The organism is Sphaerimonospora sp. CA-214678 (assembly GCF_050942215.1).
Classification (GTDB): Bacteria; Actinomycetota; Actinomycetes; order Streptosporangiales; family Streptosporangiaceae; genus Sphaerimonospora.
Genome location: NZ_CP192056.1, coordinates 3908651 through 3931768 on the forward strand (window position 1 = coordinate 3908651; position 23118 = coordinate 3931768).

Annotated in this window: 27 protein-coding genes; 24 read left to right on the top strand and 3 right to left on the bottom strand. The window is 67.2% G+C overall.

Going from position 1 to position 23118, the window contains the following annotated elements; genetic code table 11:
* Positions 1-51: 51 nt before the first annotated feature.
* From ACQP1K_RS17505 to ACQP1K_RS17580, 16 genes are all read left to right on the top strand, one after another.
* A complete protein-coding gene (locus ACQP1K_RS17505) occupies positions 52-675 on the top strand; it encodes an ATP-binding protein (RefSeq protein ID WP_433496782.1) in 624 nt (207 codons plus the stop codon).
* 37 nt (positions 676-712) lie between these two features.
* Positions 713-1432 (top strand): 7-cyano-7-deazaguanine synthase QueC, encoded by a 720-nt coding sequence (gene queC / locus ACQP1K_RS17510; protein ID WP_433496783.1) that lies wholly within the window; start codon positions 713-715, stop codon positions 1430-1432.
* The gene (locus tag ACQP1K_RS17515; RefSeq protein ID WP_433496784.1) at positions 1423-1794 is read left to right on the top strand and encodes a 6-pyruvoyl trahydropterin synthase family protein; all 372 of its coding nucleotides are present in this window, start codon (positions 1423-1425) and stop codon (positions 1792-1794) included. The genes queC and ACQP1K_RS17515 overlap by 10 nt, the downstream gene beginning before the upstream one ends.
* Entirely contained in the window at positions 1791-2474 is a 684-nt protein-coding gene (locus ACQP1K_RS17520) for a 7-carboxy-7-deazaguanine synthase QueE (RefSeq protein ID WP_433496785.1), read from the top strand. Before ACQP1K_RS17515 ends, ACQP1K_RS17520 begins: the two co-directional genes overlap by 4 nt.
* 103 nt (positions 2475-2577) lie before the next feature.
* On the top strand, positions 2578-3393 hold the full coding sequence (locus ACQP1K_RS17525) for a reverse transcriptase domain-containing protein (RefSeq protein WP_433496786.1): 816 nt from the start codon (positions 2578-2580) through the stop codon (positions 3391-3393).
* 21 nt (positions 3394-3414) lie between these two features.
* Complete coding sequence (locus tag ACQP1K_RS17530; protein WP_433496787.1) at positions 3415-3942, top strand: formylglycine-generating enzyme family protein; 528 nt, start codon at positions 3415-3417, stop codon at positions 3940-3942.
* Positions 3939-4367, top strand: a complete 429-nt coding sequence (locus tag ACQP1K_RS17535) for a DUF6884 domain-containing protein (protein ID WP_433496788.1) — start codon at positions 3939-3941, stop codon at positions 4365-4367. Before ACQP1K_RS17530 ends, ACQP1K_RS17535 begins: the two co-directional genes overlap by 4 nt.
* 140 nt (positions 4368-4507) lie before the next feature.
* Positions 4508-5380 carry a glycosyltransferase family 2 protein gene (locus ACQP1K_RS17540; RefSeq protein ID WP_433496789.1) on the top strand — a complete coding sequence of 291 codons (873 nt, stop codon included), beginning with the start codon at positions 4508-4510 and terminating at the stop codon, positions 5378-5380.
* Positions 5377-6324, top strand: coding sequence for a radical SAM protein (locus ACQP1K_RS17545; protein ID WP_433496790.1), 948 nt, complete (start codon positions 5377-5379; stop codon positions 6322-6324). Before ACQP1K_RS17540 ends, ACQP1K_RS17545 begins: the two co-directional genes overlap by 4 nt.
* Positions 6321-6890: a phosphoribosyltransferase family protein gene (locus ACQP1K_RS17550; RefSeq protein WP_433496791.1), complete on the top strand. Its 570-nt coding sequence runs from the start codon at positions 6321-6323 to the stop codon at positions 6888-6890. The genes ACQP1K_RS17545 and ACQP1K_RS17550 overlap by 4 nt, the downstream gene beginning before the upstream one ends.
* On the top strand, positions 6887-7957 hold the full coding sequence (locus tag ACQP1K_RS17555) for a glycosyltransferase family 4 protein (protein WP_433496792.1): 1071 nt from the start codon (positions 6887-6889) through the stop codon (positions 7955-7957). The genes ACQP1K_RS17550 and ACQP1K_RS17555 overlap by 4 nt, the downstream gene beginning before the upstream one ends.
* Positions 7957-8796 carry a 5'-3' exonuclease gene (locus ACQP1K_RS17560; RefSeq protein WP_433501568.1) on the top strand — a complete coding sequence of 280 codons (840 nt, stop codon included), beginning with the start codon at positions 7957-7959 and terminating at the stop codon, positions 8794-8796. The genes ACQP1K_RS17555 and ACQP1K_RS17560 overlap by 1 nt, the downstream gene beginning before the upstream one ends.
* Positions 8793-9407 carry a PIG-L deacetylase family protein gene (locus tag ACQP1K_RS17565; RefSeq protein WP_433496793.1) on the top strand — a complete coding sequence of 205 codons (615 nt, stop codon included), beginning with the start codon at positions 8793-8795 and terminating at the stop codon, positions 9405-9407. The genes ACQP1K_RS17560 and ACQP1K_RS17565 overlap by 4 nt, the downstream gene beginning before the upstream one ends.
* Before the next feature lie 18 nt (positions 9408-9425).
* Complete coding sequence (locus tag ACQP1K_RS17570) at positions 9426-10520, top strand: DegT/DnrJ/EryC1/StrS family aminotransferase (protein WP_433496794.1); 1095 nt, start codon at positions 9426-9428, stop codon at positions 10518-10520.
* Positions 10517-11569, top strand: a complete 1053-nt coding sequence (locus tag ACQP1K_RS17575; RefSeq protein ID WP_433496795.1) for a Gfo/Idh/MocA family protein — start codon at positions 10517-10519, stop codon at positions 11567-11569. The genes ACQP1K_RS17570 and ACQP1K_RS17575 overlap by 4 nt, the downstream gene beginning before the upstream one ends.
* Positions 11566-12291 (top strand): class I SAM-dependent methyltransferase, encoded by a 726-nt coding sequence (locus tag ACQP1K_RS17580; protein WP_433496796.1) that lies wholly within the window; start codon positions 11566-11568, stop codon positions 12289-12291. Before ACQP1K_RS17575 ends, ACQP1K_RS17580 begins: the two co-directional genes overlap by 4 nt.
* 65 nt (positions 12292-12356) lie before the next feature.
* Here ACQP1K_RS17580 and ACQP1K_RS17585 read toward each other — a convergent pair whose 3' ends face one another.
* On the bottom strand, positions 12357-13022 hold the full coding sequence (locus tag ACQP1K_RS17585) for an NUDIX hydrolase (RefSeq protein ID WP_433496797.1): 666 nt from the start codon (positions 13020-13022) through the stop codon (positions 12357-12359).
* A 381-nt stretch (positions 13023-13403) separates the two neighbouring features.
* Between ACQP1K_RS17585 and ACQP1K_RS17590 the strand changes: the two genes are divergently transcribed.
* From ACQP1K_RS17590 to ACQP1K_RS17605, 4 genes are all read left to right on the top strand, one after another.
* A complete protein-coding gene (locus tag ACQP1K_RS17590) occupies positions 13404-14960 on the top strand; it encodes a hypothetical protein (RefSeq protein WP_433496798.1) in 1557 nt (518 codons plus the stop codon).
* On the top strand, positions 14957-15850 hold the full coding sequence (locus ACQP1K_RS17595; protein ID WP_433496799.1) for a hypothetical protein: 894 nt from the start codon (positions 14957-14959) through the stop codon (positions 15848-15850). Before ACQP1K_RS17590 ends, ACQP1K_RS17595 begins: the two co-directional genes overlap by 4 nt.
* 38 nt (positions 15851-15888) lie before the next feature.
* Positions 15889-16542: a hypothetical protein gene (locus ACQP1K_RS17600; RefSeq protein ID WP_433496800.1), complete on the top strand. Its 654-nt coding sequence runs from the start codon at positions 15889-15891 to the stop codon at positions 16540-16542.
* Positions 16543-16700: 158 nt separating this feature from the next.
* Positions 16701-16925, top strand: coding sequence for a hypothetical protein (locus ACQP1K_RS17605; RefSeq protein WP_433496801.1), 225 nt, complete (start codon positions 16701-16703; stop codon positions 16923-16925).
* Here ACQP1K_RS17605 and ACQP1K_RS17610 read toward each other — a convergent pair.
* Both ACQP1K_RS17610 and ACQP1K_RS17615 read right to left on the bottom strand, forming a co-directional pair.
* Positions 16922-17575 carry an HAD family hydrolase gene (locus ACQP1K_RS17610; protein ID WP_433496770.1) on the bottom strand — a complete coding sequence of 218 codons (654 nt, stop codon included), beginning with the start codon at positions 17573-17575 and terminating at the stop codon, positions 16922-16924. The genes ACQP1K_RS17605 and ACQP1K_RS17610 overlap by 4 nt on opposite strands.
* A gap of 97 nt (positions 17576-17672) precedes the next feature.
* Positions 17673-17957, bottom strand: a complete 285-nt coding sequence (locus ACQP1K_RS17615; protein WP_433496802.1) for a winged helix-turn-helix domain-containing protein — start codon at positions 17955-17957, stop codon at positions 17673-17675.
* A gap of 87 nt (positions 17958-18044) precedes the next feature.
* Here ACQP1K_RS17615 and ACQP1K_RS17620 point away from each other — a divergent pair, with 87 nt between their 5' ends.
* The 4 genes from ACQP1K_RS17620 (at position 18045) to ACQP1K_RS17635 (ending at position 22966) form a co-directional block, all read left to right on the top strand.
* Entirely contained in the window at positions 18045-18257 is a 213-nt protein-coding gene (locus ACQP1K_RS17620; protein WP_433496803.1) for a hypothetical protein, read from the top strand.
* The gene (locus ACQP1K_RS17625; protein WP_433496804.1) at positions 18254-18538 is read left to right on the top strand and encodes a hypothetical protein; all 285 of its coding nucleotides are present in this window, start codon (positions 18254-18256) and stop codon (positions 18536-18538) included. The genes ACQP1K_RS17620 and ACQP1K_RS17625 overlap by 4 nt, the downstream gene beginning before the upstream one ends.
* A gap of 155 nt (positions 18539-18693) precedes the next feature.
* Positions 18694-19017, top strand: coding sequence for a hypothetical protein (locus ACQP1K_RS17630; protein WP_433496805.1), 324 nt, complete (start codon positions 18694-18696; stop codon positions 19015-19017).
* 223 nt (positions 19018-19240) lie between these two features.
* A complete protein-coding gene (locus tag ACQP1K_RS17635) occupies positions 19241-22966 on the top strand; it encodes an AAA family ATPase (RefSeq protein ID WP_433496806.1) in 3726 nt (1241 codons plus the stop codon).
* Positions 22967-23118 lie beyond the last annotated feature (152 nt).

Sequence of the window (23118 nt, forward strand, 5' to 3'; positions counted from 1 at the left end):
AACGCGGCCGGCGAACACCGGCCGACCGAACAGACCCCCCGGAGGTACGGCTTGGCACCCCCAGTCAGGCTCCACGGCCACCGCGTGCTCGTGAAGGTCCTGCGGCCCGGATCCGCCGCGCACCGCGCCCGGGCCGTGGTCCGGCAGGCGCTCGAAGCGGCGGGCGTGGACGCCGAGCAGGCGAGTGACGCGGAGATCGCGGTGGCCGAACTGGCGGCCAACGCCGAGACTCACGCGCGTGAGCCGTACGAACTGCGGATCATCAGCATGGCCGGTGCACCGGCGTGGTGCGAGGTCGTCGACGGCGACATGGACCTGATAGACGTCCTCGCCATCCTGAGTGAGCTAAGGAGCGGGGAACCGACGGCGCTGTGGTTTCGGGAGGCCGGAGACGGTCTCGTGGACGAGAGCGAGCACGGGTTCCGGGAGAGTGGTCGAGGCCTCCTCATGGTCCACCAGCTCTCGGGTGGTCGCTGCGCCGCGTATCCCACGAGAACCTTCACGACCGGTATTCCGGGCAAGGCCGTCGGGTTCGCCCTGCCCGCCAAGGACGATCCGCGTCGTCTCGACTTCCCTCCGCCGGTCCCCGACCTCCGCGAGATCACCGAAGTTCCCCGGCAGGTCGGGATCGGCATCGGCTCCCATTCGTCAGTTCCGACCCTCACCGGTCGCTGACCTGTCACATTCGGCCCTACTTCAGGAAAGGATCAGAATGAGCATCGCTCCGCGCCCGATCCACCACGCCGTCGTCGTGGCCTCGGGCGGCCTGGACTCGACAACGCTGGCCTACTGGCTGGCCGCAAACGGCGCGCGCCGGCTCACCCTGCTCGGCATCGATTACGGTCAGCGCCACAGCGTCGAGCTGGCATACCTGATCGGCACGGCTCAGGCACTCAATGCGGCGTACGTGAAGCTCGACCTGCCGGCGTTGGCCGTGCTCACCCCCGGATCCGCGCTGACCGGCAACCGCGTCCCGATGCCGCGAGGTCACTACACGGATGCCTCCATGAGTGCCACGGTCGTCCCCAACCGCAACGCGCTGTTCCTGGATCTGGCCGTCGCGCTCGCGATGACCGACAAGGCGGATGCCGTAGCCTTCGGCGCCCACGCGGGCGATCACCCCATCTACCCTGACTGCCGTCCCGGCTTCGTCGAGGCCTACCGGCGCATGGTGGCCCAGGCCAACGAGGGTATCGCCGCCGAGGGTTTCCAGGTGCTCGCGCCGTTCATCGAGATGACCAAGGCCGACGTCGTACGGCTCGGTGCCGCGCTGGGCGTGCCCTTCGGCCGCACATGGTCCTGCTATCTGGGCGGCCGGAAGCACTGCGGACGCTGCGGCACCTGCACCGAACGCAAGGAGGCCTTCGCCCTGGCCGGTGTGCCCGACCCCACCGAGTACGACGACCCGTCACCGGTGGCGCCATGTATCTAATCGCCAAGAAGTTCCACTTCAGCGCCAGCCACCGGCTGGAACTGCTGCCTGAGCAGCACCCGTGCCGACGGCTCCACGGCCACAACTACACGGTCGAGGTCCGGCTCGCAGCAACCGAACTGAACGCCTATGGCTTCGTCGCGGACTTCGGCGAGCTCTCCCGCGTACGGGACTTCCTTCAGCAGTCATACGACCACCGCCATCTGAACGACGTGATCGACGGGCAGCCGACCTGCGAGCGGCTCGCGTACACGATCTACGAGTGGTGTGCGGCCAACCTTCCCGTCGCGCATCTGCTGCACGCGGTGAGGGTCTCCGAGACCGATTCGACCTGGGCCGAGTATCGGGGAGGTACGGCATGAGCCTCCTTGTCGCCGAGGTCTTCGGCCCCACATTCCAGGGGGAGGGACCCTCAACCGGTCAGCGGGCGGCTTTTCTACGCCTGAGCAGGTGCAATCTGACCTGTGCCTGGTGCGACACGCCGGAGACGTGGGACACCTCCCGGTTCGATCTGGCGAGCATCACTCGTCGGATGACCGAGTCCGAGGTCCTCCACGAGGTGCTGGCCGTTCCCACGCCGCTGGTCGTCATCACGGGGGGCGAGCCACTGCTGCAGCAGGACCGACTGGTCTGGCTGGCCGACATGCTCCGGGCCCACCGACGCCGAGTCGAGGTCGAGACCAACGGGACCGTGGTGCCGAGCGGTGGCCTTCTGGCGGCCGTGAAGCACTGGAACGTCTCCCCCAAGCTCGCCAACTCCGGCGTGCCGTACGGCAAGCGGATCAATCCGGAGGCGCTGCGGGCATTCGCGAGTTCACAGCGTGCCGTCTTCAAGTTCGTCGTCGAGCAGCCGACGGATCTGGAGGAGGTCGCGAAGCTGGAGGCCGAGCACGGCCTGGGGCCGATATGGGTGATGCCGCAGGCGACGACTGCTTCCAAGGTCATCGCGTCGATGCGGGAGATCGCGAACGAGACGCTCTCGCGGGGCTGGAACCTGAGCACTCGACTGCACATCCTGCTGGAGGGCACAGATGCGCGCTGACCCGAGGCCTGAGCGGGGCCGTCGTTCCGCACCTCTCGAGCCGCGCGTGCTGGAGTGCAGGCCCTTGTCGAGTGGAGAGGCGGGGATCGTTCCTGCCGCTCAGGTGAACACCAGCGTAACCCCGCAGGCCCACTCGCTGATGCCGTTTCTCGATGAACGGCACCTGGTCGCGGCGCTCCGGCAGTGCGGGCGGCGGCGTTCCTCGCCCGGAGCCGACGGCATGACCTGGGCCGACTACCGGCGAGCGGCAGCCGTACGCATTCCCCGATTGGCCAGGGGTCTACGGGATGGGACCTGGCGGCCGGGGCCGTTGCGAGCCAACCCGTTCGCCACCTACACCGGGAGGGAACTGCCGTGTGTGATCCCAACCGTGGAGGACCGGCTGGTGCACCGGGCGCTACGCAACGCCGTCGAGCCGATCCTGGAGGCGCGGGCCTTCGCGGACTGGGTCTCCGGATACCGGCCGGGCCGCAACCGGCTGACCACCCTCCGCCAGGCCATGGCCCTCGTCGACAGCGGCCTCACCTGGGTCGCGGACGTGGACGTCGAACAGGTCTCCCAGGGTTCGGATCCCGAGGAGGTGACGAACTGGCTGGCCGTGCACGTCCATGACGGCACGTTCCTCGACCGGTTCCGTACCGCGCTGTCCGGCCTACCGTCCCCGCTCGCGCCTGGCACCGGAGTGTCGCCGCTGCTGATCAACCTGCGGCTGTCCCGCGCCGACCGACTGCTCCCGAACCTGCCCCTGGTCCGCTTCGCGGACAACTACTGCGCCTTCGCAGCCGACCAGGTCGAGGCGGAGGCGGCGATGGAGCGCATCCTCGACGCCCTGGAGGCGGTCGGCATGGCCGCCAACCCGGCCAAAAGCCGCGTCCGCGACGACGTCTGCGTCGAAGACCTCTTCCTGATCGCCGGATGACCAACAGAAGGAGGCAACAGAATGGGCATCACCTGGCTCCTCGTCCCCGGCGGGACCTGTCAGTACGGCGACGAAGGCCGACCCGTCGAGATCGGGTCGCTGTACTGGGCCGCCACCCCCGTCGCACACGACGACGGCCGGCCGCTGACCGGGGTGAACCACGAGGAAGCCGCCGCCATCGCCGCCCAGCTCGGCGGCCGACTCCCGAAGTCGGCCGAGTGGGAGTGGATGGCCGCCGGGCCGGACCGGCACACCTACCCCTGGGGAGACCGGCCGTGGCGGCCACGGCTCGCCAACCTGCGCGACTCTGCCCTCGGCGGGCCCGCACCCGTCGGCCAGCATCCCGAAGGCGCGACTCCACTCGGGCTGCTGGACGTCGCGGGCAACGTATGGGAGTGGACCGCGACGACCCTGATGGGCGACGGGGCCATCATCCGAGGCGGCTCGTTCGCCTCCCCGCCGCTCTACGCACGGTGCACCTTCCTCAACGCGGCCCCCGCCGAGCTGCGGTCCCGAGGCATCGGCTTCCGGGTGGTGCGTGAGGCGTGAACCTCGTCATCGTCTCCTGTTCCCGCCGCAAGCGGAGCACCGAGCTCCCCATCCCTGCGCTCGAGCTCTACGAGGGCGGCTGCGTCCCCCAGCTCCGGCGTCGCATCGAGCGCTTCCCCGAGCTGCGCCCGCGGGTACGCATCCTGTCCGCCGAGCACGGCCTGATCGACGCCGGCCGGCTGCTCGTGCCGTACGACCGAGCCTTGAGCGCGGACCGGGCGGTCGAGCTGCGGTCGATCGCCGCCGCATCGCTGGCGAGGGAGTTCGAGCTGTACGGCAGGCCGGCTGAGGCGCTGGTGGTCGCCGAGCCGCTCTATCAGAGCATCGTCTGCGATCACCTGTACGACGTCCGGCTCCATCTCGTCGGCGACCCGCGCGACTGGGTGTCGGCCTCAGCCGTCCTCGACTCGTGGGGGTGGCCGTGACCGAATCGCTGACCACCCTTTTGAGCCGGCGGGGTAACGACCACCGGCGGATGACCCGCCGGTTCGAGCTGGAGACGGGTCATGGCTGGCACGAGCCCGGAGCGGTTCCGGCCCCCGCTTCATCGGACCGGAGCGTGTCTGTGGTGATCCCGGCATTCGATGTCGGCTACTGTCTGCCCGCGGTTCTCGACGCCCTGGCCGCGCAGACGTTCGCCGCCGAGGTAATCGTGGTGGACGACGCCAGCACCGACCACACGGCCGACATCGCGCGCGCCCATCCGGTGGTCGCCCGGGTCGTGCGGCTCCCCGAACGCCTCGGCGCCGCCACGGCACGCAATATCGGTACGGTCGCCACATCCGGGAACACGATCGTCTTCCTCGACGCCGACATGGTCCTGCCACCCCACGTGATCGCTGACCTGGCCGTCCGCGCCTGCGACGACGTGGTCCTGGTCGGCTTCCGGCACAACATCACCTATGGCGCCGAACCGCTGCCGGGCACACCCGATCTCTATGCCGATCACCGCGTCCGCTGGCGTCCGCCGGTCGGGCAGCCGCTGATGTACTCAGGCCTCGTCCTCGACCGGCCCATCGAAGGGCACCCGTTGGACGAGACCAGGGATCTGGTCGATCTCGGATACGGGCGGATGTACTACGACTGGGACCTGCCTCGAATGGTCGTCACGGCTCTGATGGCAGCACCTCGGCATGCCGTCATCGACATCGGCGGTTTCGACCCGGAGTTCGGCCGACTCGGTTGGGGGATGGAGGACACCCACCTCGGCGCGAAGCTGATCGCCACCGGGCTGTACGTCGTCCCGGTACGGCAGGCCACCGGTTTTCACCTCGACCCGCCGAACGCGGACGCGCTCTGGCGGACCAAGCTCGCCACCTGGCCCGCGACGCTGCATCACTACCGGAGCCTGCTGCAGGCGCCGATGCCCCGACGCGCCGTGGCCGAATTCATGGCGGTGACGCACCGCCTTCTCTCCCGAAGTGAGGTGTTTCGATGATGCGAACCTTCGGCGTGGCCGTACGGGAAGGGACGACGCTGGTCCATGATCCCGCCACCGGCCTCACCCACCGGGCCGCCCGTACGCTGCCGCTCGGACGGCTGTCCCTGGACGCCGACGAGGTCGGCCGGTGGCCCGTCGTCCACCCGTCTGCCTGCGGCGGGGTGACACCCGTCAGCGTGTGCTGGTCGCCGATCGTCCGGTGCAACCTGAGCTGCCCCCACTGTCTGGACGACAAGAACGTCAGAGAGCTCGGTGCGCACGACCGCCGCAGGATCGCGAGGTTGATCGGTCAGGCGGGCATTCTCGGCGTGGACATCTCCGGAGGCGAGCCGCTCCTGCTGGGCGACCTCGCGGACTTGGCCGACGAGCTGAGCTCGGCCGGATGCGTAGCCAGCGTCACCACGAACGGCTGGCACCTCGAACGGCGTGCCGCCCAGCTTGTCGGGCACGTCGACGCCGTCAAGGTGAGCCTCGACGGCCCGTCCGCGCTCATCCACGACGGCTGGAGAGGGAAGGGCTCCTTCAACCGGGCGATCGACGGCATCAAGGGGGCCGTCGCCGCAGGCCTGTACGTGCGGATCCAGACCGTACTCATGGCCTCCAATCGCGGCTTCGCCCAGGACCTCGTACGGCTCGCGCACCACCTCGGGACTGGTGGCGTGACCTTCCTGCAGATGCTCCCCATCGGCGAAGCCGTACGGCTCGGCGGTGACGGCGAGATGCTGAGCGACCGGGATGCACGCGAGGTCGTCGATGCGCTGAACGTGCCCGGCGGCCTGTCGGTACGGCTGCGCACCAGGGCAGATGCCGGCGGGTTCACCGTCGTCCGGGCCGACGGGCAGGTATGGCGCAATGACCGGCCAGCCGAGCACATCGGGACGCTACGCCCATTGCATGGCCCGGCCGACCTCGCCCTGACCGGCCCGGACGGTTCCGCATGAATCGCGCAGCAATGACCCGGGTCTTCGAACGTCGGCACCTGTGGCGGATGACGACCGACGCTTACTGGCGAGCCACCCGTCTCTTGGCCGCTGCCGCGCTGAATCGTCTCGGCGCCGTACCGCTAGTGATCGGCATCGGAAACGGCGGGCGTGCTCCCGCCTACGCGATCGGCGCGGAGACCGGAGCCTCGGTCGTCATCGTCACGGCCAGGCACAACGCCTCCAACGAGACCAGGCTGCAGGCCAGCGGCGAGGTCTCCTGTGACATGAGTCCGCTGCGTGCCCTCGGCGGGACGGAGCCGTTGCCGGGTCCGTTCCTGATCGTGGACGACATCTGCGGCAGCGGCTCCACGCTGATCGCCCTCATGGAGGCTCTACGACCCATGGCCGAACCGGGAAGCGTGATCTGCACCGCCACTCTGTGCCGCAATGCCGGTGCCCCGGACGGCCTTCCCAACCTGTATGTCTGGGATGTCGCCGACTGGGTCGTCTTCCCTTGGGAGCGCGTGCCGGCTGGGCAAGCGTGCAGTTCGCTACCGGTTCCGGTGGAGGTGCGAACAGCATGATCGCGTTCGTACTCGCCTCCTACGCGCCCGACATCCCCGCCGGGATCGAACGCGCCACCGCCGCTCTGGCGGCGGGACTCGGCAAACGCGGCCATGACACGCTCATGATCGCCGCGAATGGCACGGCTACAGAGCCGGGAATCGTCCGGCTGAGGTCGCTGGAGGTGTCCTTCCCCGCCGACGACCGGGCGCTCAGGCACGCGATCGACGACTCGGCTGTCTCAGCGGAGATCGCCGAAATCCTCGACCGGCACCAGGCCCGGCTCGTCGTCTACACCGACGCGCTGTGGGGGCTCGGGCGGGCCATGGCCGATCACCCGGCCCGCAAAGTACTTGCCGTACACATCGTCGGTCATGACGAAGACCTCCGCCCGGCGCTGGTGTCGGCCGACGTGGTCATCGCCCCCTCGCCCATGGTGCTGCAGCAGGCCGCCGACCGTGGGTACCCGACTGCGGACTGGCGCATCGTACCCAACGCGCTCCTCCACGACGAAGGCGCGTGGCTCGACCAGGGTCGTCGCGAGCGCCTGCGAACGAACGGCCCCGTACGGGTTTTGGCCCGCGCAGCTCCCGAAAAGGGAGCGGCCGAACTCCTCGACCATATGCCCCGGCTCGACCGGCGGGTGGAGATCATGCTCGCCACCGCACCGTTCGAGCAGCGGGAACATCGGCAAGCCGAGATCATCCGTCGGTGCCTGGATACGAAGGACCCCCAGTTGCGGGTGCAGACAGGCGGACTCGCCTGGCGGCAGGTGCCGGGATGGCTGGCCAACGCGGCAGTCGTGATCGTGCCCTCCCTAGCCGAAACCTTTGGGCTGGTCGCGCTGGAGGCGATGAACGTCGGCACCCCGGTGGTCGCCTACGACGTCGGCAACCTCCCCGAACTCCTCAGCAGCGGCGGCGTCATCGTCAAGCGGAGCGAGGGTCCGTACGGACTGTGGCAAGCCGCCATGGCGATCACCCAAGACCCGGTAACCTACCTGCGTACGTCGCGGGCCGCGTACTACCGATCTCGGGACTTCCGGCCCACCACAATCGCTGACACATTCCTGAAGGCGGTCTGGTGATGGAAGTCCCCCTGCTGCTGGTCGACGGCCACAACCTGCTCTGGCGGGCGACCTTCGGTTTCCCCGCCCCGATCCGCTCGCGCGACAAGACCCGCGACCTCACCGGCGTCTTCGGGTTCTTCGCCCTACTACGCGTGGCCATCCGCGACGAACTCCCCCACCCACCCGAGGTCATCGTCGTCTTCGACGGCGAGTACGGCTCAGCCGCCCGCCAGGACGCCGACGCCGCCTACAAGGCCAACCGGGTGGCCGATGAGACCACACTCAAGCCGATCCGCGCCCTGCCCGACGTGAAGCGTGGCCTGGACGCCTATGGCATCGCCTGGATGGAAATCGACGACGCCGAGGCCGACGACGTCATCGCCACCCTCGTCCATCACAGCGTGGCCCGTAAGCGGTTGATCATGTCCGCGGACCGGGACTTCTACCAGCTCCTCACCGACGACGTGCACGTCCTCAACACCGCGATGCACCCCGGCAAACGCGACATCGGGCCCGCCCAGGTCATCGACCGGTACGGCGTCACCCCCGCGCAATGGCCGTGTTTCCGGGCGCTATGCGGCGACCCATCCGACAACATCCCCGGTGTGCACGGCATCGGCCCGACAACCGCGGCCCGCCTGCTGGCCGGCGGCCTCGCCCTGGAGGATCTCCATGCCTCCGGCCGCCTCACCGGTGCCAAGGGCACGCGAATCTCGGAAGCCTTCGACCAGGTTTTGGCCTGGCGGGCGCTGATCCGCACTCAGACCGACGTGGCCGTGCCATACCGGCCGACCGGGAACCCGAGCCCGGAGCTGCCCAAACCTGCCGAGATCACCGAGAAGTTGGAGCTGTGGTGAGCGGCCCGGCATCCATGCTCGCCGTCATGGCGCACCCCGATGATGCCGAGCTGTGGGCCGGTGGCACGTTCGCGCTGCACGCTGCCGCCGGGGCGAAGGTGACCATCGCGGTCCGCTCGCACGATCCGATCCGGGATTCCGAAGCCGCCGCCGGGGCGACGCTTTTGGGCGCGGAGTTATGCCTGCTGACCGAGGTGAGCACCGACGCGGTCTCGGAGGTGTTTGCCAATGTACGCCCTGAGGTCGTGGTCACCCATCCGGTACGGGACGCCCATCCCGACCACCGGCAGGTGGGCCTGGCCGTACTCGACGCGCTGCCGCTGACGGTCATCACGACCGGTCATCCGCGGCGGGTCTACACCTGCGAGTCCTACAACGGCCTCATGCTCGACGGGCCCATCTTCCCGCACACGATCATCGACATCAGCACGACCTTCGATCAGAAGATGCGCGCCCTCTCCGTACACCGCTCCCAGCCCATCACCGAGCACTTCGGGCCCATGGCCGAGACCCTGGCACGCCTGCACGGCGGCCGGATCGGCGCCGCATACGGCGAAGCCTTCACTCCCGTCCCCGTGCTCGGACGCCTCCCCGCATCCGTCCATCTGTGACCTCATTGGAGGGTCATCGTGGCGCTCTACCAGCATGTTTATCAGTACAGCCTGCTCACAGCCGACGCCCAGACTAACCTCGCGGGCGAGGTCATCATCTCCGGACGTCTCGGCGCCATCAGCGGCGTGCACGTCCCTCGGCTCGAAAGCCGAGTCGCGGCGCGAATTGGCCGCGCGCATGCCGTCGCCACCTGCAGTGCCACGGCGGCCTTGGAGATCACCCTGCGCGCGCTCGGCGTCGGGCCCGGCAGCGAGGTCGTCGTTCCCGCGCTCGGCTGGGTCTCGGTCGGCGCGGCCGTCGCCTCAACGGGGGCAACAGTCCGGGTCGCCCCGGTGGACGAGCGGCTGACGCCGCCATTCGAGCAGATCATGGAGCTGCTCTCGTCCGCCACGGCCGCCGTCGTCATCGCCCACCTGCGCGGCATGCTCGCCTTCGACATCGCCCGTATCGCCACCGAGCTGGAACGGCGCGGCATCCCACTCATCGAGGACTGCGCCCAGGCCTGGGGCGTGCGCGGGGCGGGTTCGTACGGGGCCGCCGCCTTCTTCTCCACGCAGAGCCACAAGCTCATCGCGACCGGCGAAGGCGGCATCATCGTCTGCGACGACACCGCACTCGCGGCAACCATGCGTGCCCTTGCTGGCGACACCCGGATACGGATGCCGACGGCGGCGTGGCGGGGCAACGCCCGAATGCCGGAGATCTCCGCAGCGCTGGCGATCCCGCAGCTGGAACTCCTCGACGAGCTGTTGGAGCGGCTGCGCCTGCTGCAGCGTCCAACCTCTGAACTGCTCGGCAAGGTCGGACGGCCAGTCCTTCCTGAGGATTTCGCCGCGAGCAATGGGACCCGCGTCGGGGTGTGGTGCGATGCTCCCGAGGCCGCCTCCGCGTTGGCGGCCCGGCTTGACGCCCTCGGCCTGCTTCATTGGCGTCCAACCCTCGGTGACCTGCACACCTGTGAGGCCTGGCCCGTACGGGCTGGTGGCTCCTCGCCGGGCTGGGAACGATACCTCGACATCCAGATCCCTTACGCGGAGGGCTACGACGATCAGCAGGAGTTCCTCAACCTGCTCGATCAGGCCGTCACGTCTGTTGAAGGAGACGCGGCGTGAGCATTCGTTGTGCCATCGTCGGATGCGGTCTGATCGCCGATGAGTACGCCCACACGCTCAACGCGAGCAGCCTCGTCGATCTCGTCTCCTGCTCCGACCTCGACATCGACCGGGCACGGGCCTTCGCCGCACGCCACACGATCCCCAATGTCGAGTCCTTCGAGCACCTGGACGCCGATCTGGTCGTAGTGCTAACCCCGCCGTCGGAGCATGTTGGGGTCGCTTCAGCCGCCATGCGGTCCGGGATGTCGGTCTACGTCGAAAAGCCGCTCGCCGTGAGCAGTTCGGAGGCCGAAGCGTTGCTCGGCCTGGCCACTCGGCACGGCGTACTCATCGGAGCGGCCCCGGACACTCTCCTCGCACCGCCGATCCAATCCGCCGCCCAGGCGCTGGCAGCCGGCCTGATCGGCGAGCCTGTCGCCGCCACGGCCGCTCTGCTGTCCCCTGGACCGGAACGCTGGCATCCTCGCCCGGAGTCGATCTATGGCCTCGGACCGTTGCTCGATATGGGGCCGTACTACCTGACCGCCCTCATTCACCTGCTCGGCCCCGTCGTCTCGGTCCGCGGTGCCACAACGCTCCGTCGTCCACTCCGGACCAAGGTCTCCGGTGACACGTTCACCGCGACCGCCCCCACCCATGTCGAAGCTCTGCTGGAAACCGCCGCCGGAGTTGCGCTCACGCTGACCACCAGCTTCGACATACAGGGGACGACCCGACCCCATCTGGAGATCTACGGAACCGACGGCACTCTCCTCCTGCCCGATCCGAACTTCCATCACGGAGTCGTACGGCTCCGCCGCCGCGGCGAGGCCACCTGGGACACCATCCCCCCGGCTCCGTCCCGCTCCGTGGTCGGCCGCGGCATGGGGGTCCTCGACCTCGCCGAAGCCCTCCGTACTAATGGCCGAGGCAAGGCGACGGCCAACCTCGCCCTGCACGTCCTCCATGTCATCGAGACGATAGAACAGGCCGCTGCCACGGGGACGAGCCAGGCCGTACCGGCAGGCGACGCGATTTCGGCGCAGACGGACGGCCGGTCCCGATGACCGCCCGCCCTTGGATCAGGGCGTACCCCGAGATTGAGGCGGCCTGGGGTCGGCTGGCCGCCTATCTCGGCGACCGCTTCGACCCCGCGCTCACCGACTTTGACCGCCTACGTCGCTTCCTCGACCAGGAATGGGCACGCCTGCACCCACACTTCTACGAGCGCAGCATCGGCTACCTGTACGACCTGACCTGGTTCCACTACATGGACGCCAAAGACGGCTTCTTCCGTACCCTGATCGACTTCGCCGGTGAGTACGGACTCAGCCGTATCGCCGACATCGGCTGCGGCGTCGCCCTCGACGCCCAGGCACTTCTGCAGGCCGGATACGACGTCGATGCCTACGACCTGGACAACCCCTGTCTTGCCTACGCCCGATGGCGGCTTGGTCATGACCTCGGTGAGCACGGCCGAATACGCCGTCTGACCGAGCTGGGTAACCATCGTTACCAGCTCGTCTACGCGGTCGACGTCCTCGGCCATGCCGACAACGCCGAGGCCTTGATCGCGCTGCTCTTCGGTGCCGGGGAATACGTGGCCGTCAACCTGCTCCCCCACGACCCCGGCCACCGCTTCGGCCCCGCCGACCTGCACCCCCGCCTCGACCACCGACGCATCCTCCTCGTCCTGCAAGCGCACGGCCAGCTCGTACGAGTAGCCGCCGCTGGCGCAAATGTCACCACCATCTGGCGAGCGATCAGCAGAATGGCTCGGTGTTGTTGATCGTCGGCCCTCTCGCGACGGTCCCGTCCGACGACACCGAGTTGTGAGTGGACGTTACTGCGGTGTCAGGGGAAGGAGACTTCTGCGGAACGCAGCAATGGCGGGATCAGAAGTGACGCCGAGCCCCGGCGGTAGAGCGCTGCCGGACGCCCGACATCCGGTATGCGCCGCTCGCCCGTGGCTTCGAGAAAACCTTCCGTCCGGGTTACCTTCCTGCGGAAGTTGCTGGGATCAAGCTTGAAGCCCCACACGGCTTCGTAGATTCGGCGCAGGTCTCCAACGGTGAACGGCTCGGGGCAGAAGGCCGCGGCCACCGTTGTGTGCTCCAGTTGCGTCCTGGCTCTTTCCAGTCCGTCACGCAGGATCGCGGCGTGGTCGAAAGCCAGCGGCGTGCCGCCGTCGAGGGCCGCTGAGACGGGTGTCCATTGTGCTGCCGTAGCGTCCGTACCTGCGACAGGCAGCGGCAGGTCGGGGCCGAGCGCCAGGTAGGCCACGGTGATGACCCTGCCGCGGGGGTCGCGTGAGGGGTCGCTGTAGGTGTGCAACTGCTCCAGGTGGAGCTTGCGGCCGTCGAGTGCCGTCTCCTCGCTCAACTCGCGCAGTGCTGCGGCATCCAGGGTTTCACCGTCACGAACGAACCCTCCGGGCAGCGCCAGGTGACCGAGGTACGGCTCGTTGCCGCGTTCGATCAGCAGGACCTGCAGTTGGTCCTGCCGGACGGTGAAGATCACGAGGTCCACCGTCACAGTGACCTGAGCCGCCGGGCGTCGGCCAGGTTTTTCGGTCACTCGCCTACCGTAGCAGTAAAGGTCAACTTGACCCAAAATTATGAGGTGACTTAAGGTCAATGTGACCTAAACGGCGGCAAGGAGGATGCCATGGCCCGCGGAGAAGGGGAACCTGGCCGGGACGCATGCGACGACACTCCGAGGCAGGACCTCGCCACCAGGTATCTGTGCGCCGGGGCCTACTTCGACCCCGACTTCCGCGGAACCCTTCTACGTCAGGTCTACAACGACACCACGCGCATGATCGCCCCCTCCTACGGGTTCGACCTGCTTCCCGTCGTTCACCAGGCCTGGAGGGCCTGGATCCTGGAGACCGTACAGCACGTGGGCGTGCTGACGACATTCGCCGTCGGTCTCCGCATCAATACGCCCGCCGTCGTCGCCGTCGCCTGCTGGCTGGCCTTCTGGCACCTGTGCCGCGCATGGGTCAGAAGCGCCGTAACAGTGTTCTCGCTGCGTGCCAAAGCGGCGGCGGACAGATGGCTATGGCGAGCGAGGTGGAGAAGCGAATCGGACGAGCTGCGTCAGCAGACGCGGCTTCTCAAGCTTCATGGGATCGGGTGCGTCGTGCTCGTTCTGACGCCACCCCTCGTAGCCGGAATGTCACGTATTCCGCTGGACGAGTTCATGAGAACGACCGCGATGCTCACCGTGCCGATCATCGTCTTCGTCGGCTGGAGGGGGGCGGCCGAGCAGTTGTGCCTCAACCTCGTGCACAACGTGCAAGAGGTGCACGAACTGCGGCCCCGGCGATCGAGCAGGCGACGGCAGGCGATCGGCGACCAGCAGAGCCACCCCTATGTCGTCTACCGCAGGCCCTCGCCTCCGAAAAAGGAGGGCGACCGGGATGAGACTCCAGCGAAACTGCTCGACCTCGATCTGATAGACGAGGGCGAAAGCCCGTTCGTCGGCAGCGGCGAACTCGTCCATCGCTGGCTCCCTCCGCTCACCGTCCAACTCCTGCGGTCAGACGCAAAATCGAAGACCGACCCACACCAACCGATGCAGGATCGGGAGCACCTCAACCCGCCTTCAGCTCACAAGCTCGTCGAGCACCTCAGGCAGGCGATGCGACCGCTGAGCGATGCCCGCGATCCCAAAGGGCTGCGCGGTTTCTTCATGAACGACCGGCTGTACGTCGCCGAGGCCGATGTGCGGCCGTGTCCCGACTGGCTACGCGAACGCCCGGACCAGCACCACATCGACAAGGTCATCGACGCCCCCTACGGAGACGTTCACCACTTCCTCGAAATCGGAGCCAGTGCAACCGGTGAACTGGTCACCACGGTCTTCCTCCGGGTGACCGTCAAAGGCCGGACACTCAGTCTCGACTTCGCCGCATGCGCACTGACCCGCACCCCCGCCGAGTACCACCGCCTCGACGGATACGGCGAAACCGGCACGGGTGCCGTGGCGCGCTCCACCATGCGCAGGCTCTGCGACCTGCCCGGTGAAGTCGCCGGGATCCGGCACCTTGCCGAGGCCCCGGTGCTGCTGGCGAATGCCATGCGCGCACGCAAGAACCGCATGCTCAAACCCCGGCGCGGAATGGCGATCGGGGCTTGCCTGAGCATTCGGGAGCTCAAATCGACCCCGTGGAAGTACGCCCAACTGGACAAGGTGATCATTCATGATCACGTGAAACTCATCGAACAACGCCTGCTCACGGCGGTCGAAGACTTCCTCAGCAAACACGAGATCGACACCTCTGCGTTCCAGAAGAAGGCAATGAGCATCATCAACACCGGTGTGCTCAACATGGGCGGCAAGACCGAGATCAACCAATCGGCCGTCGGCACCAACTCCCAGGTCCGTCCGGACGTCCGCGAAGAGCCCGGCGGCTCCTCACAACCACCCCCGACCAGCGATGGAGGTCAATGATGCGTGACAACAGCGGTGTCGTGAACTATGGAGGCACCACCCAGATCAGCCGATCCGCGATCGGGCATGGAGCGAGTGTCGCCGTGTCGGCGGACCGGGAGAAGGGGGCGGACCAGCCCCGACGCACCGACGTGGGCGTGATCACTGTTAAGGGAAACGAGGCCGGCGCCGTCCACAAGGTGCTGGGCCTGCGGCGGGTTCCGACAGGCGGGCTCCCCTTCTGGGAAGGAGAAGTGAACACGCGGGGCAACGTCGTCCGTGTCGCCGCGATCCGCGCCCTGGCCCAGGGACAACGATCGACCGTCGTGGCCTTCGACCACCTCCGGCGGCACTACAACCCCGCGGTCGTCGTACTGACCGGAATCGCCGGCGGCATCGACCCTGAACTCCCGATCGGCGATGTCGTGGTCACCACCCGGGTCGTCTACTACGACCTGCGCAAGGAGACCCCGGACGGGCGACGGCACAGAGGAGACGAGAAGCATGCACCCGCCGCCATCGGCCACGCCGTCAACTCCTTCTTCACCGACTACGGCGAGCCCGCCCGGCTCGTGGGCACCGACGACGACGGCGTCACCCACGACTACCGGGTGCATACCGGACCGATCGGCTCGGGGGATGCGGTGATCGCCGATGCCGAGTCGGAGATCACCAAATATCTGAAGGCGTACAACGACAAGATCCTCGCGGTGGACATGGAAGCCGGCGGCCTCATGCAGGCATTCCACGAGCAGGACGGGCCCGTTGCCGTCGACGGCTGGGCCGTCGTCCGTGGCATCTCCGACGATGCCAGCCAACGGAAGGATGACAGCAGGCAAAATCTCGCCGCATACCGTGCGGCAATGGTCCTGCACAGCCTGCTCCCCTATCTGTCGATCGACGGAGGCTGACGCCCGTTTCCTTTCAGCCCAGGAGCAAGGAGACGAACGTGGATGCGTTCATGCTCGGCGTAGTCAGCTCTCTTCTGGCGACCGCGATCACTGTCGTCGGGGGATGGCTCCTGTCCGTACGTTCCCGTCGGTGGCCCGTCACGGTCCTCTCCCGGCTGACGGGCCTGGGAGTCCGCCACGTCTTCCCGCACCAACGGCAGGCGTCCCAGGAACTGGCGGCCGAACTGGCGCGTGCCCGCTGGGTACGCGTTCTCGCCGGACGCGGCAACGAGCTGACACGAGACGGATTCGCCACTTTATGGCAGACCCCGGGCAGCCGCCTCGAAAGCGTCCAAGTGCTCCTGCCCGACCCCGACGCCGGCCCCGGCTCCTGGCTCTCCCGTAGAGAGACCGAAATGCGCCGTGTGGACCTGGGTTTCTCTCCCGGAATACTCGCTGAGCAAGTACGCATCAACGCCGCCTACGTCACCGAGGTCGCCAGGCACCGCGAACATGTCTCACTGCGGTTCTACGACCTGCCCAACCTACACCGCGTCATCGTCACCGACAACGCCGCGTACCTCACCATGTACCGTCAATCCGAACACGGCCGAGACTCCCCGTGTATTCTCGCCCACCGGCCAGGTCTGATGTACGACTACGCGCTCCTCCTCTTCACAACCGCATGGGAGCACAGCCGTCCACCACTGTGAAAGCGATTCTCCGTAGGAAGAGAAACCGTCCGAAACAGCCGCGCGAAAGCGGCACCCTCGGGCTCAGGGGCACAGCCGCCGTGGAATCTCCAACGGAGTGGAGATGTCGAAACAACCTCGACGAGCAACCACGATAGCCGGGGGGAAAGCAGCGCCTGGTGCTCCTGGCTGATCTGGCCGCCGCCCATGCGAGAAGCGACACCGACCTCGCGATCGCCCGGCTCGACGAGGCCGTGGACGCCCTGACGAGCACGTGGTACGCCACCGGCTACGAGCGGATCGACCGTGTCCGCCGGGCTCTTCCAGACGGGCGCGAAGTCCAGACGGTCAGGGAACGGCTGCACGCACTGGACCGACTGCACCGCCCCGAGCTGTCGGCCTAACCCTCGTTGTGCTTACGGATCAACTCCGGGAGCTCGGCGAGGGAGTCGATCCGGAACAGGCACCGCTCGGCTGCCTCCGGCTCGTCAAGGATGTATCCCCAGGGGCCTCGGCGGATGAGCGCCGTGGCTACTCCCGAATCCTGGGCGGGCTTGACGTCGTTGTCCAGCCTGTCCCCCACGTACAGCACGGCCCCGGCCGGGCAGCCGGCCTCCTGGACGATCCGCTCGAAGAAGGCGGTGGAAGGCTTCTCGACGCCCCAGCTGTCCGAGGTCCCGATCAGATCGACCGGGAGATCCAGGGCACGCAGGATCTTCTCCGCGCGAGCGGTCTGGTTGCCGGCCAGACCCACCAGGAGTCCCTGCTCACGCAGGGCGGCAAGGCATGGGCGGGCATCCTCGTAGAGGTTCTCCTCGGAGAAGCTCTCGGGCTGCCCGGCCTCGGCCCGCCGCTCCCGCTCCACATGCAGATCGAATCCCGGGCGGAAGTGCTGAAAGGTCTCGCGGTAGTCCCCACCACGGGCGATGACGGCACCGAAGACCGCGGAGAAGGTGTGCCGGGGAACGCCGAACCAGTCGGCCCACGTGCCGTACTCGCGGGTCTCGTCGACGATCGTCTCCCCGACGTCGAAGAAGACGGCCTGAATCTTCACGTGCACCTCCGTCTGACGTATTGACCCGGTTCAGCCTAGAAGCTGCGCACCCTCACCTGTCGATCACAACCTCGGTCCTCAAGTTGGATCGCTCGGGTCACGTGGAGGTCGGCGCCTCCGACGGGTCGGCCGGCTGCTCCGGCCACTTGTCGCTCCGGGAGACGTAGGTGCCACGCTGGGGAAGGGTGAAGACCCATCCCTGCGTCCGCAGATAGTCGACCGCCTGGCGAGCCGTGTCCCTCGCCACGCCGTACTCCTTGACCATTTGGGATTCCGACGGAATCCGGTCGTGGGGCTGCAGCTGGCCATCCCGGATCATCCCGATCACGATTGCGGCCACCTGCCGGTAGATGGGGGTCGGATCGAATCGGTCCACGCTCATGGTCCGGGACGTTAGCCATGTAGCCCACGGTGCTCATATAGGCGACGTTGCCTACGAGGTAGACAAGAGCAACGTATTATCAGGAGCATGAGCTTGCAGGATCTCCGCCAGCAGTATGGGAACAGCTGGGCCGCTTGGAGCGACTCCCACCGGTCAACGACCCGACGATGCCGGTTCTCAGCAGACGTACTGAACAAGACCGACCTGGCCATGACCGTTAACGCGTCCGCTCTCACCGACGTAGCCGTCCGGATCGAGGAGCAGACCCGGCTCGCGACCGAGCGCCTGGAGCAGGCATGATTCCTGAGCCCTACCACGGACTCCACGCCACGATCGCGCAGGCCGGCGCGGTGATGGTCCGGTGGCTGGAGCCGCAGCGCCGCTGCGCTCGGGTCAGGGTGCGAGAGCTCACCTGCGAGTGCAAGGCTCGGATCTACGAGCTATGCCAAGCCGACGGTCTTTCTTTCGTACGGCGAACCGACCGGACCCAGCAGGGGCCGCAGGTGATGGAGACCGAGTGGCTGCCCTCCGCCCGGGCACGGGAGATCTGGCACAAGATCATCACTGGTCAGGCGGTCTGATCCGGGCCTGCTCCCCTACCCGCTCTTGTCCCGCTCCTGCGGAATGGAGCAATTCGGGACAACGGGCAGCCACACCAATCCGACGAGGGCCACGCCCCTCACGACTACGAAAGGAGGCGACCCGCTTGGAAGGGCAACCCATTAAGACGCTGAGTGTGGGCGTCTACAGCGGGCTGGAAGCCGAGTACCAGGTTCGTAGCGGCGTCGTCTATGTCCGTAACCCCGAGGACCGCGAGCAGCGATGCACCCAGGTGAGCCTGGCCCGATGGAGCCGGTTCCTCGCCTCCGTCAAAGCTGGGCAATTCACCCCTCAGCAGGAGGGCGACGTAGTCACCATCACGATCGATGACCAGTCGCATGCCACCGTGACCCCGCTCCCGAGCTTCGTGGTCACCAACCGACGCACCTGGAAGCTCTTCGTCAAGGCCGTGGAGCGCGGCGAGTTCGATCACCTGGGTAATCAGCGAACCGGACAGTGACGCAGCCAGTGCCCCCTCCCCTGCATCACGAGCAGCCCGACCACCTTAGGGCTAGCGTTTGATGCGACGAGCATTTCCCCCTCCGAGTACGTAGGGATGGGGCCAAATACCGGACTATGTCAGCGGGGGATGATAGACGTCGAGGGTGGCCAGTATTCAGCACCTGTCGATGAGGGTTCCGTGGCGGGATCGTCCCTGGGATCAGTTCGTTTGCGATGACCCGTTGAGCAACTCGTCGTGCACCTTGTTGGCCGCAATCGGCAAGGGGAGGGACGATGGGTTCGAGGTGGAGCACGCCGGGGCCGGGTTCGACGGCCTCGACCAGAATCGGCTTCCGTGCCTGAGCGAGCGCGCGACGTTTATGTCACCGCTCGGCTACACGGTCGTCAAGCAGCATCCGTATCGCCATAACCGTGCGCTGAGGGACCATCTCCATGACACGCCCGTCGCCCTCCCCGGATACGCGTTCGAGGCGGTTCCCTTCCGCTGGATGAACCGCGAGTCGTTCGCCCATGAGATCGGCCATGATCGTGTCCCCGTTTTCGATCAGGCTGCCGAGGACGCCGCTGACGCCGCTCTGAACTACACTCCGCCGTGGGTAATGAACGGGGATAACCAGCGCGCGATCCTCGACGCCTTCTTCGCCCCCGTAGTCCCGGGCGACTCGCTGGTCTTCATCTATCTGAAGCACTCCCCACTCCAGGAGCAGCGCACCGATCGGCTGCTGGTCGGAGCCGCCCGTATCACCCGCCTCGCCCCACCGCCGATGTGGAACCAGTCGGGAAGCCCTCCATTCAGTTCCTCGATGTGGGAGACGATCGTCGAGCACTCCCTCCGCACCGACATGGCCGACGGGATCCTGCTCCCCTACCAGCGCCTCATTCCCTTGGTGGACGAAGGCACCGACATAGACAAGGCGCTCGCCTGGGCGCCTGAGGGCCGCACCGTCGAGTTCTCCTACGTCACCGAGCACCTGTCGGACGACGCGGCCATCGAGGCGCTGACCTCTCTGCAGTCAGCCGCCGAAGGCATGCGGGAACTGGGTGTTGACCTGCCGGACGCCAGCCGGGAGTGGCTGCGCGCCCAGATCGACCGGCTGTGGCAGTTGCGCGGGCCCATCCCTGGGCTTCCAGGCGTCCTCAAGATGATCGGCGTCCAGCAACCGTACGCGGCGGCAAGGGCGGTGATCACTGAGGCGGGTGAGGCCACAGACCCCTGGGATCTCCTCCAGGCGGCGTTCACCAACCCGGCCGACGTGCCAAGTGCGATCGCACAGCACATCCACGCGTCTCAGGCGCGGATCTGGCGGAAGATCCCATCCGTGCGTCAGGCCGTGCTGCGCCTGCTCTCCGGCCTCGACATCTCCCCGGCACAGGTGGAGATGCTACTCAGCGGCGAGACCGAGGTCGAGATGACGGCCGAGGATCTGCTGGAGAACCCTTACTACGCCGCGACGTGCACCTACGGCATACCGGAGCATGTGCCGTTCACTACCGTTGACCGCGCCCTCTTCCCGCCAGCCCACGTCACCTGGAAGCCACCACTCCCAGATGAGGTCAAACTGGACGATCATCTCGACCGGCGGCGGATCGAGGCCCTGCTGACGGACGTGCTCGAACGGCAGGGCCGCCAGGGCGACACGGTCGTCCCGGAAGGTGAGGCGGTCGCGCTGGCCAACGACATCCCGCTCACACAGCCGCCAACCCTCACCAAGATCATCCTTGCTGGCATAGCGCTGGACCACGGCGGCCTCGACGAGTGGGATGCCTGGTCACCCCTTATAAGCGTGCATCTGGCGGACGGCACATCCGCCTACAAGCTCACCCGGTTCGACGACACCTCGGCCGTTATCCGGGACTGGGTCAATGCGCAGGAGGGCCGGACGCGCCTCGGGCAGGTCTCGGACGCCAGGCAGGTTCTGAATGACGCGCTCGACCGGGATAAGAACGTCACGGGCGCGCTCGACGCCCTGGAGGATCGAGCCCGCATCGAGAAGGCCGCAGGTCTCTCCGCTCTCCACGATGCACCGCTCTCGGTGCTGATCGGGCCGGCGGGAACCGGCAAAACCACGCTACTGCGCGCCCTGGTCGAATACCCGGGCGTCGCCGCCGGGAATGTCCTTCTCCTCGCTCCCACCGGCAAGGCCAAGGTGCAGCTGGAGACCAAGGTCAAGCTGCCCGCCAAGACGCTGGCGTCGTACCTGAGCGCCACGCGGAGGTACGACGCTGAGACCGGACGGTATCTCGTCTGGGGGGATCGGCAGCCGCGGCAACATTACGCGCTGGTGGTCATCGACGAGGCGTCGATGCTCACGGAGGAGATGCTCGCTGCGGCGCTCGACTCCTTTGCCCAAGTCAAGCGGCTCGTTCTCGTCGGCGATCCGCGGCAACTGCCGCCGATCGGCGCGGGGCGCCCCTTCGTCGACCTCGTCAACAAACTGCGGCCCGACAGGTTCAGTAGCTGGGTACGAGTCGCACCGGGCTACGTCGAGCTCCAGGTGCCCCGGCGCCAGCTCGCCGACGGTAGCCACGGAGAGCGGCATGACCTCGAGCTGGCGGCCTGGTTCGGCGATAGCACACGAGGCGCGGCCGACGAGGCCATCTGGGTCGAGCTGGCCGACAACCCCGACCTGCCCACCGTACGCTACGTGACCTGGGATGGCAGGACGGCCGTCGAGGCTCTGACCGACGAGCTCAAGCAGGAACTGGGCCTCGACGGCGACTCCGATCCCGCGCGGGCCTTCGCGGTCACCTACGGCGGCACGATCAGCGGCCGTTACCTCAACTGGCAGATTGGCGCGGGGGAGCGTGCGGAGGACTGGCAGATCCTATCCCCAACCCGCTCCCGGGCCTTCGGAACGGTCGAGCTCAACCGCCACATCAAGCGCACCTACCGGTCGGGCGACACTGCGTGGGCGCAGAGGGATACGTGGCGCGGTAATATCCCGAAGCCTCTCGGACCCGAGCTGATCGTCCGTGGCGACAAAGTCATGCAGACTACCAACAAGCGCCTGTCGGCCTGGCCCAAGCAGGGCGCGATGAGCTATGTCGCCAACGGCGAGATCGGCGTCGCAATCGGATTCGTCACGCCATCGACGAAGACGCCGAAACGGAATCTGAAGCTCAGTGTCGAGTTCTCCTCTCAGCCGGGTTTCCAGTACTCCTACTGGCCGACGGACTCCGATGACGCGCTCCTGGAGCTCGCCTGGGCGGTGACGGTCCACAAGTCGCAGGGATCGGAGTTCGGAACGACCTTCCTTGTGCTCCCCGCCCGGGCGAACGTCTCACGGGAGCTCATGTACACCGCGCTCACCCGGCAGAAGGACAGGGTCGTCATTCTCCACGAGGGCACGCTCTCCGACCTGCGCGACCTCGCACAGCCCTGGCGTTCAGAGACGGCCCAGCGGTTAACCGACCTGTTCGAGACGCCGCACCCAATAGCACTCAAGATCCGGGGCACGGCCCGCCTCTTCGACCGGAAACTCATGCACGTGTCAGCGAACGGCATCCCGATGGCGTCGAAGAACGAAGTCATCATCGCCAGCCTCCTCGACCGGCTCGCCCCCGGGCGATGGCTGTACGAGGAGCCCCTGACCGGAGCCGACGGACGCGTCGTCCGGCCCGATTTCACCATCTCGACCAGCGACGGCCTCACAGTTTACTGGGAGCACGCGGGGATGCTCGACCTTCCGGACTACGCCCAGAAGTGGGAACTGAAGAAGGCATGGTACGCCGAGAACGGCATCCTCCCGCACAGCCAAGGCGGCGGACTCCGCGGTTCGCTCATTTGGACGGACGATCGCAATGGCGCCGACGCCGAGGCCTGGTTGACGTTTGCGGCCGATGTCCTGGGAATGATGCCTGCCGTCCCGCCGGATCCGGCGGTCGACCGACCAGGTCCGGCACGACGCCTCGTCAAGAGGACGCCACGACGACACCCAGACTCCTAGAAGCCCAGCCTGCCGCGTGCTTTAGCATCTGGCGAGGCGATCTGGCGGCACATCGAGTAGGCACGGCTTCATCCCGGCTTCGCTCACCGGGCCTCTTGGGTGGGCTGCGGCGGCCTTTGACGGGCAGAAACGCACGGTCGAGGTCAAGAAGA

Excerpts from the sequence above, each read along its gene's own strand:
- ACQP1K_RS17550 (WP_433496791.1), top strand. The coding sequence starts at position 6,321 with ATGAATCGCGCAGCAATGACCCGGGTCTTCGAACGTCGGCACCTGTGG.
- ACQP1K_RS17620 (WP_433496803.1), top strand. The coding sequence starts at position 18,045 with ATGAGCTTGCAGGATCTCCGCCAGCAGTATGGGAACAGCTGGGCCGCT.
- ACQP1K_RS17625 (WP_433496804.1), top strand. The coding sequence starts at position 18,254 with ATGATTCCTGAGCCCTACCACGGACTCCACGCCACGATCGCGCAGGCC.
- ACQP1K_RS17515 (WP_433496784.1), top strand. The coding sequence starts at position 1,423 with ATGTATCTAATCGCCAAGAAGTTCCACTTCAGCGCCAGCCACCGGCTG.
- ACQP1K_RS17520 (WP_433496785.1), top strand. The coding sequence starts at position 1,791 with ATGAGCCTCCTTGTCGCCGAGGTCTTCGGCCCCACATTCCAGGGGGAG.
- ACQP1K_RS17595 (WP_433496799.1), top strand. The coding sequence starts at position 14,957 with ATGATGCGTGACAACAGCGGTGTCGTGAACTATGGAGGCACCACCCAG.
- ACQP1K_RS17555 (WP_433496792.1), top strand. The coding sequence starts at position 6,887 with ATGATCGCGTTCGTACTCGCCTCCTACGCGCCCGACATCCCCGCCGGG.
- ACQP1K_RS17615 (WP_433496802.1), bottom strand. The coding sequence starts at position 17,957 with ATGAGCGTGGACCGATTCGATCCGACCCCCATCTACCGGCAGGTGGCC.
- queC (WP_433496783.1), top strand. The coding sequence starts at position 713 with ATGAGCATCGCTCCGCGCCCGATCCACCACGCCGTCGTCGTGGCCTCG.
- ACQP1K_RS17580 (WP_433496796.1), top strand. The coding sequence starts at position 11,566 with ATGACCGCCCGCCCTTGGATCAGGGCGTACCCCGAGATTGAGGCGGCC.
- ACQP1K_RS17545 (WP_433496790.1), top strand. The coding sequence starts at position 5,377 with ATGATGCGAACCTTCGGCGTGGCCGTACGGGAAGGGACGACGCTGGTC.
- ACQP1K_RS17530 (WP_433496787.1), top strand. The coding sequence starts at position 3,415 with ATGGGCATCACCTGGCTCCTCGTCCCCGGCGGGACCTGTCAGTACGGC.
- ACQP1K_RS17560 (WP_433501568.1), top strand. The coding sequence starts at position 7,957 with ATGGAAGTCCCCCTGCTGCTGGTCGACGGCCACAACCTGCTCTGGCGG.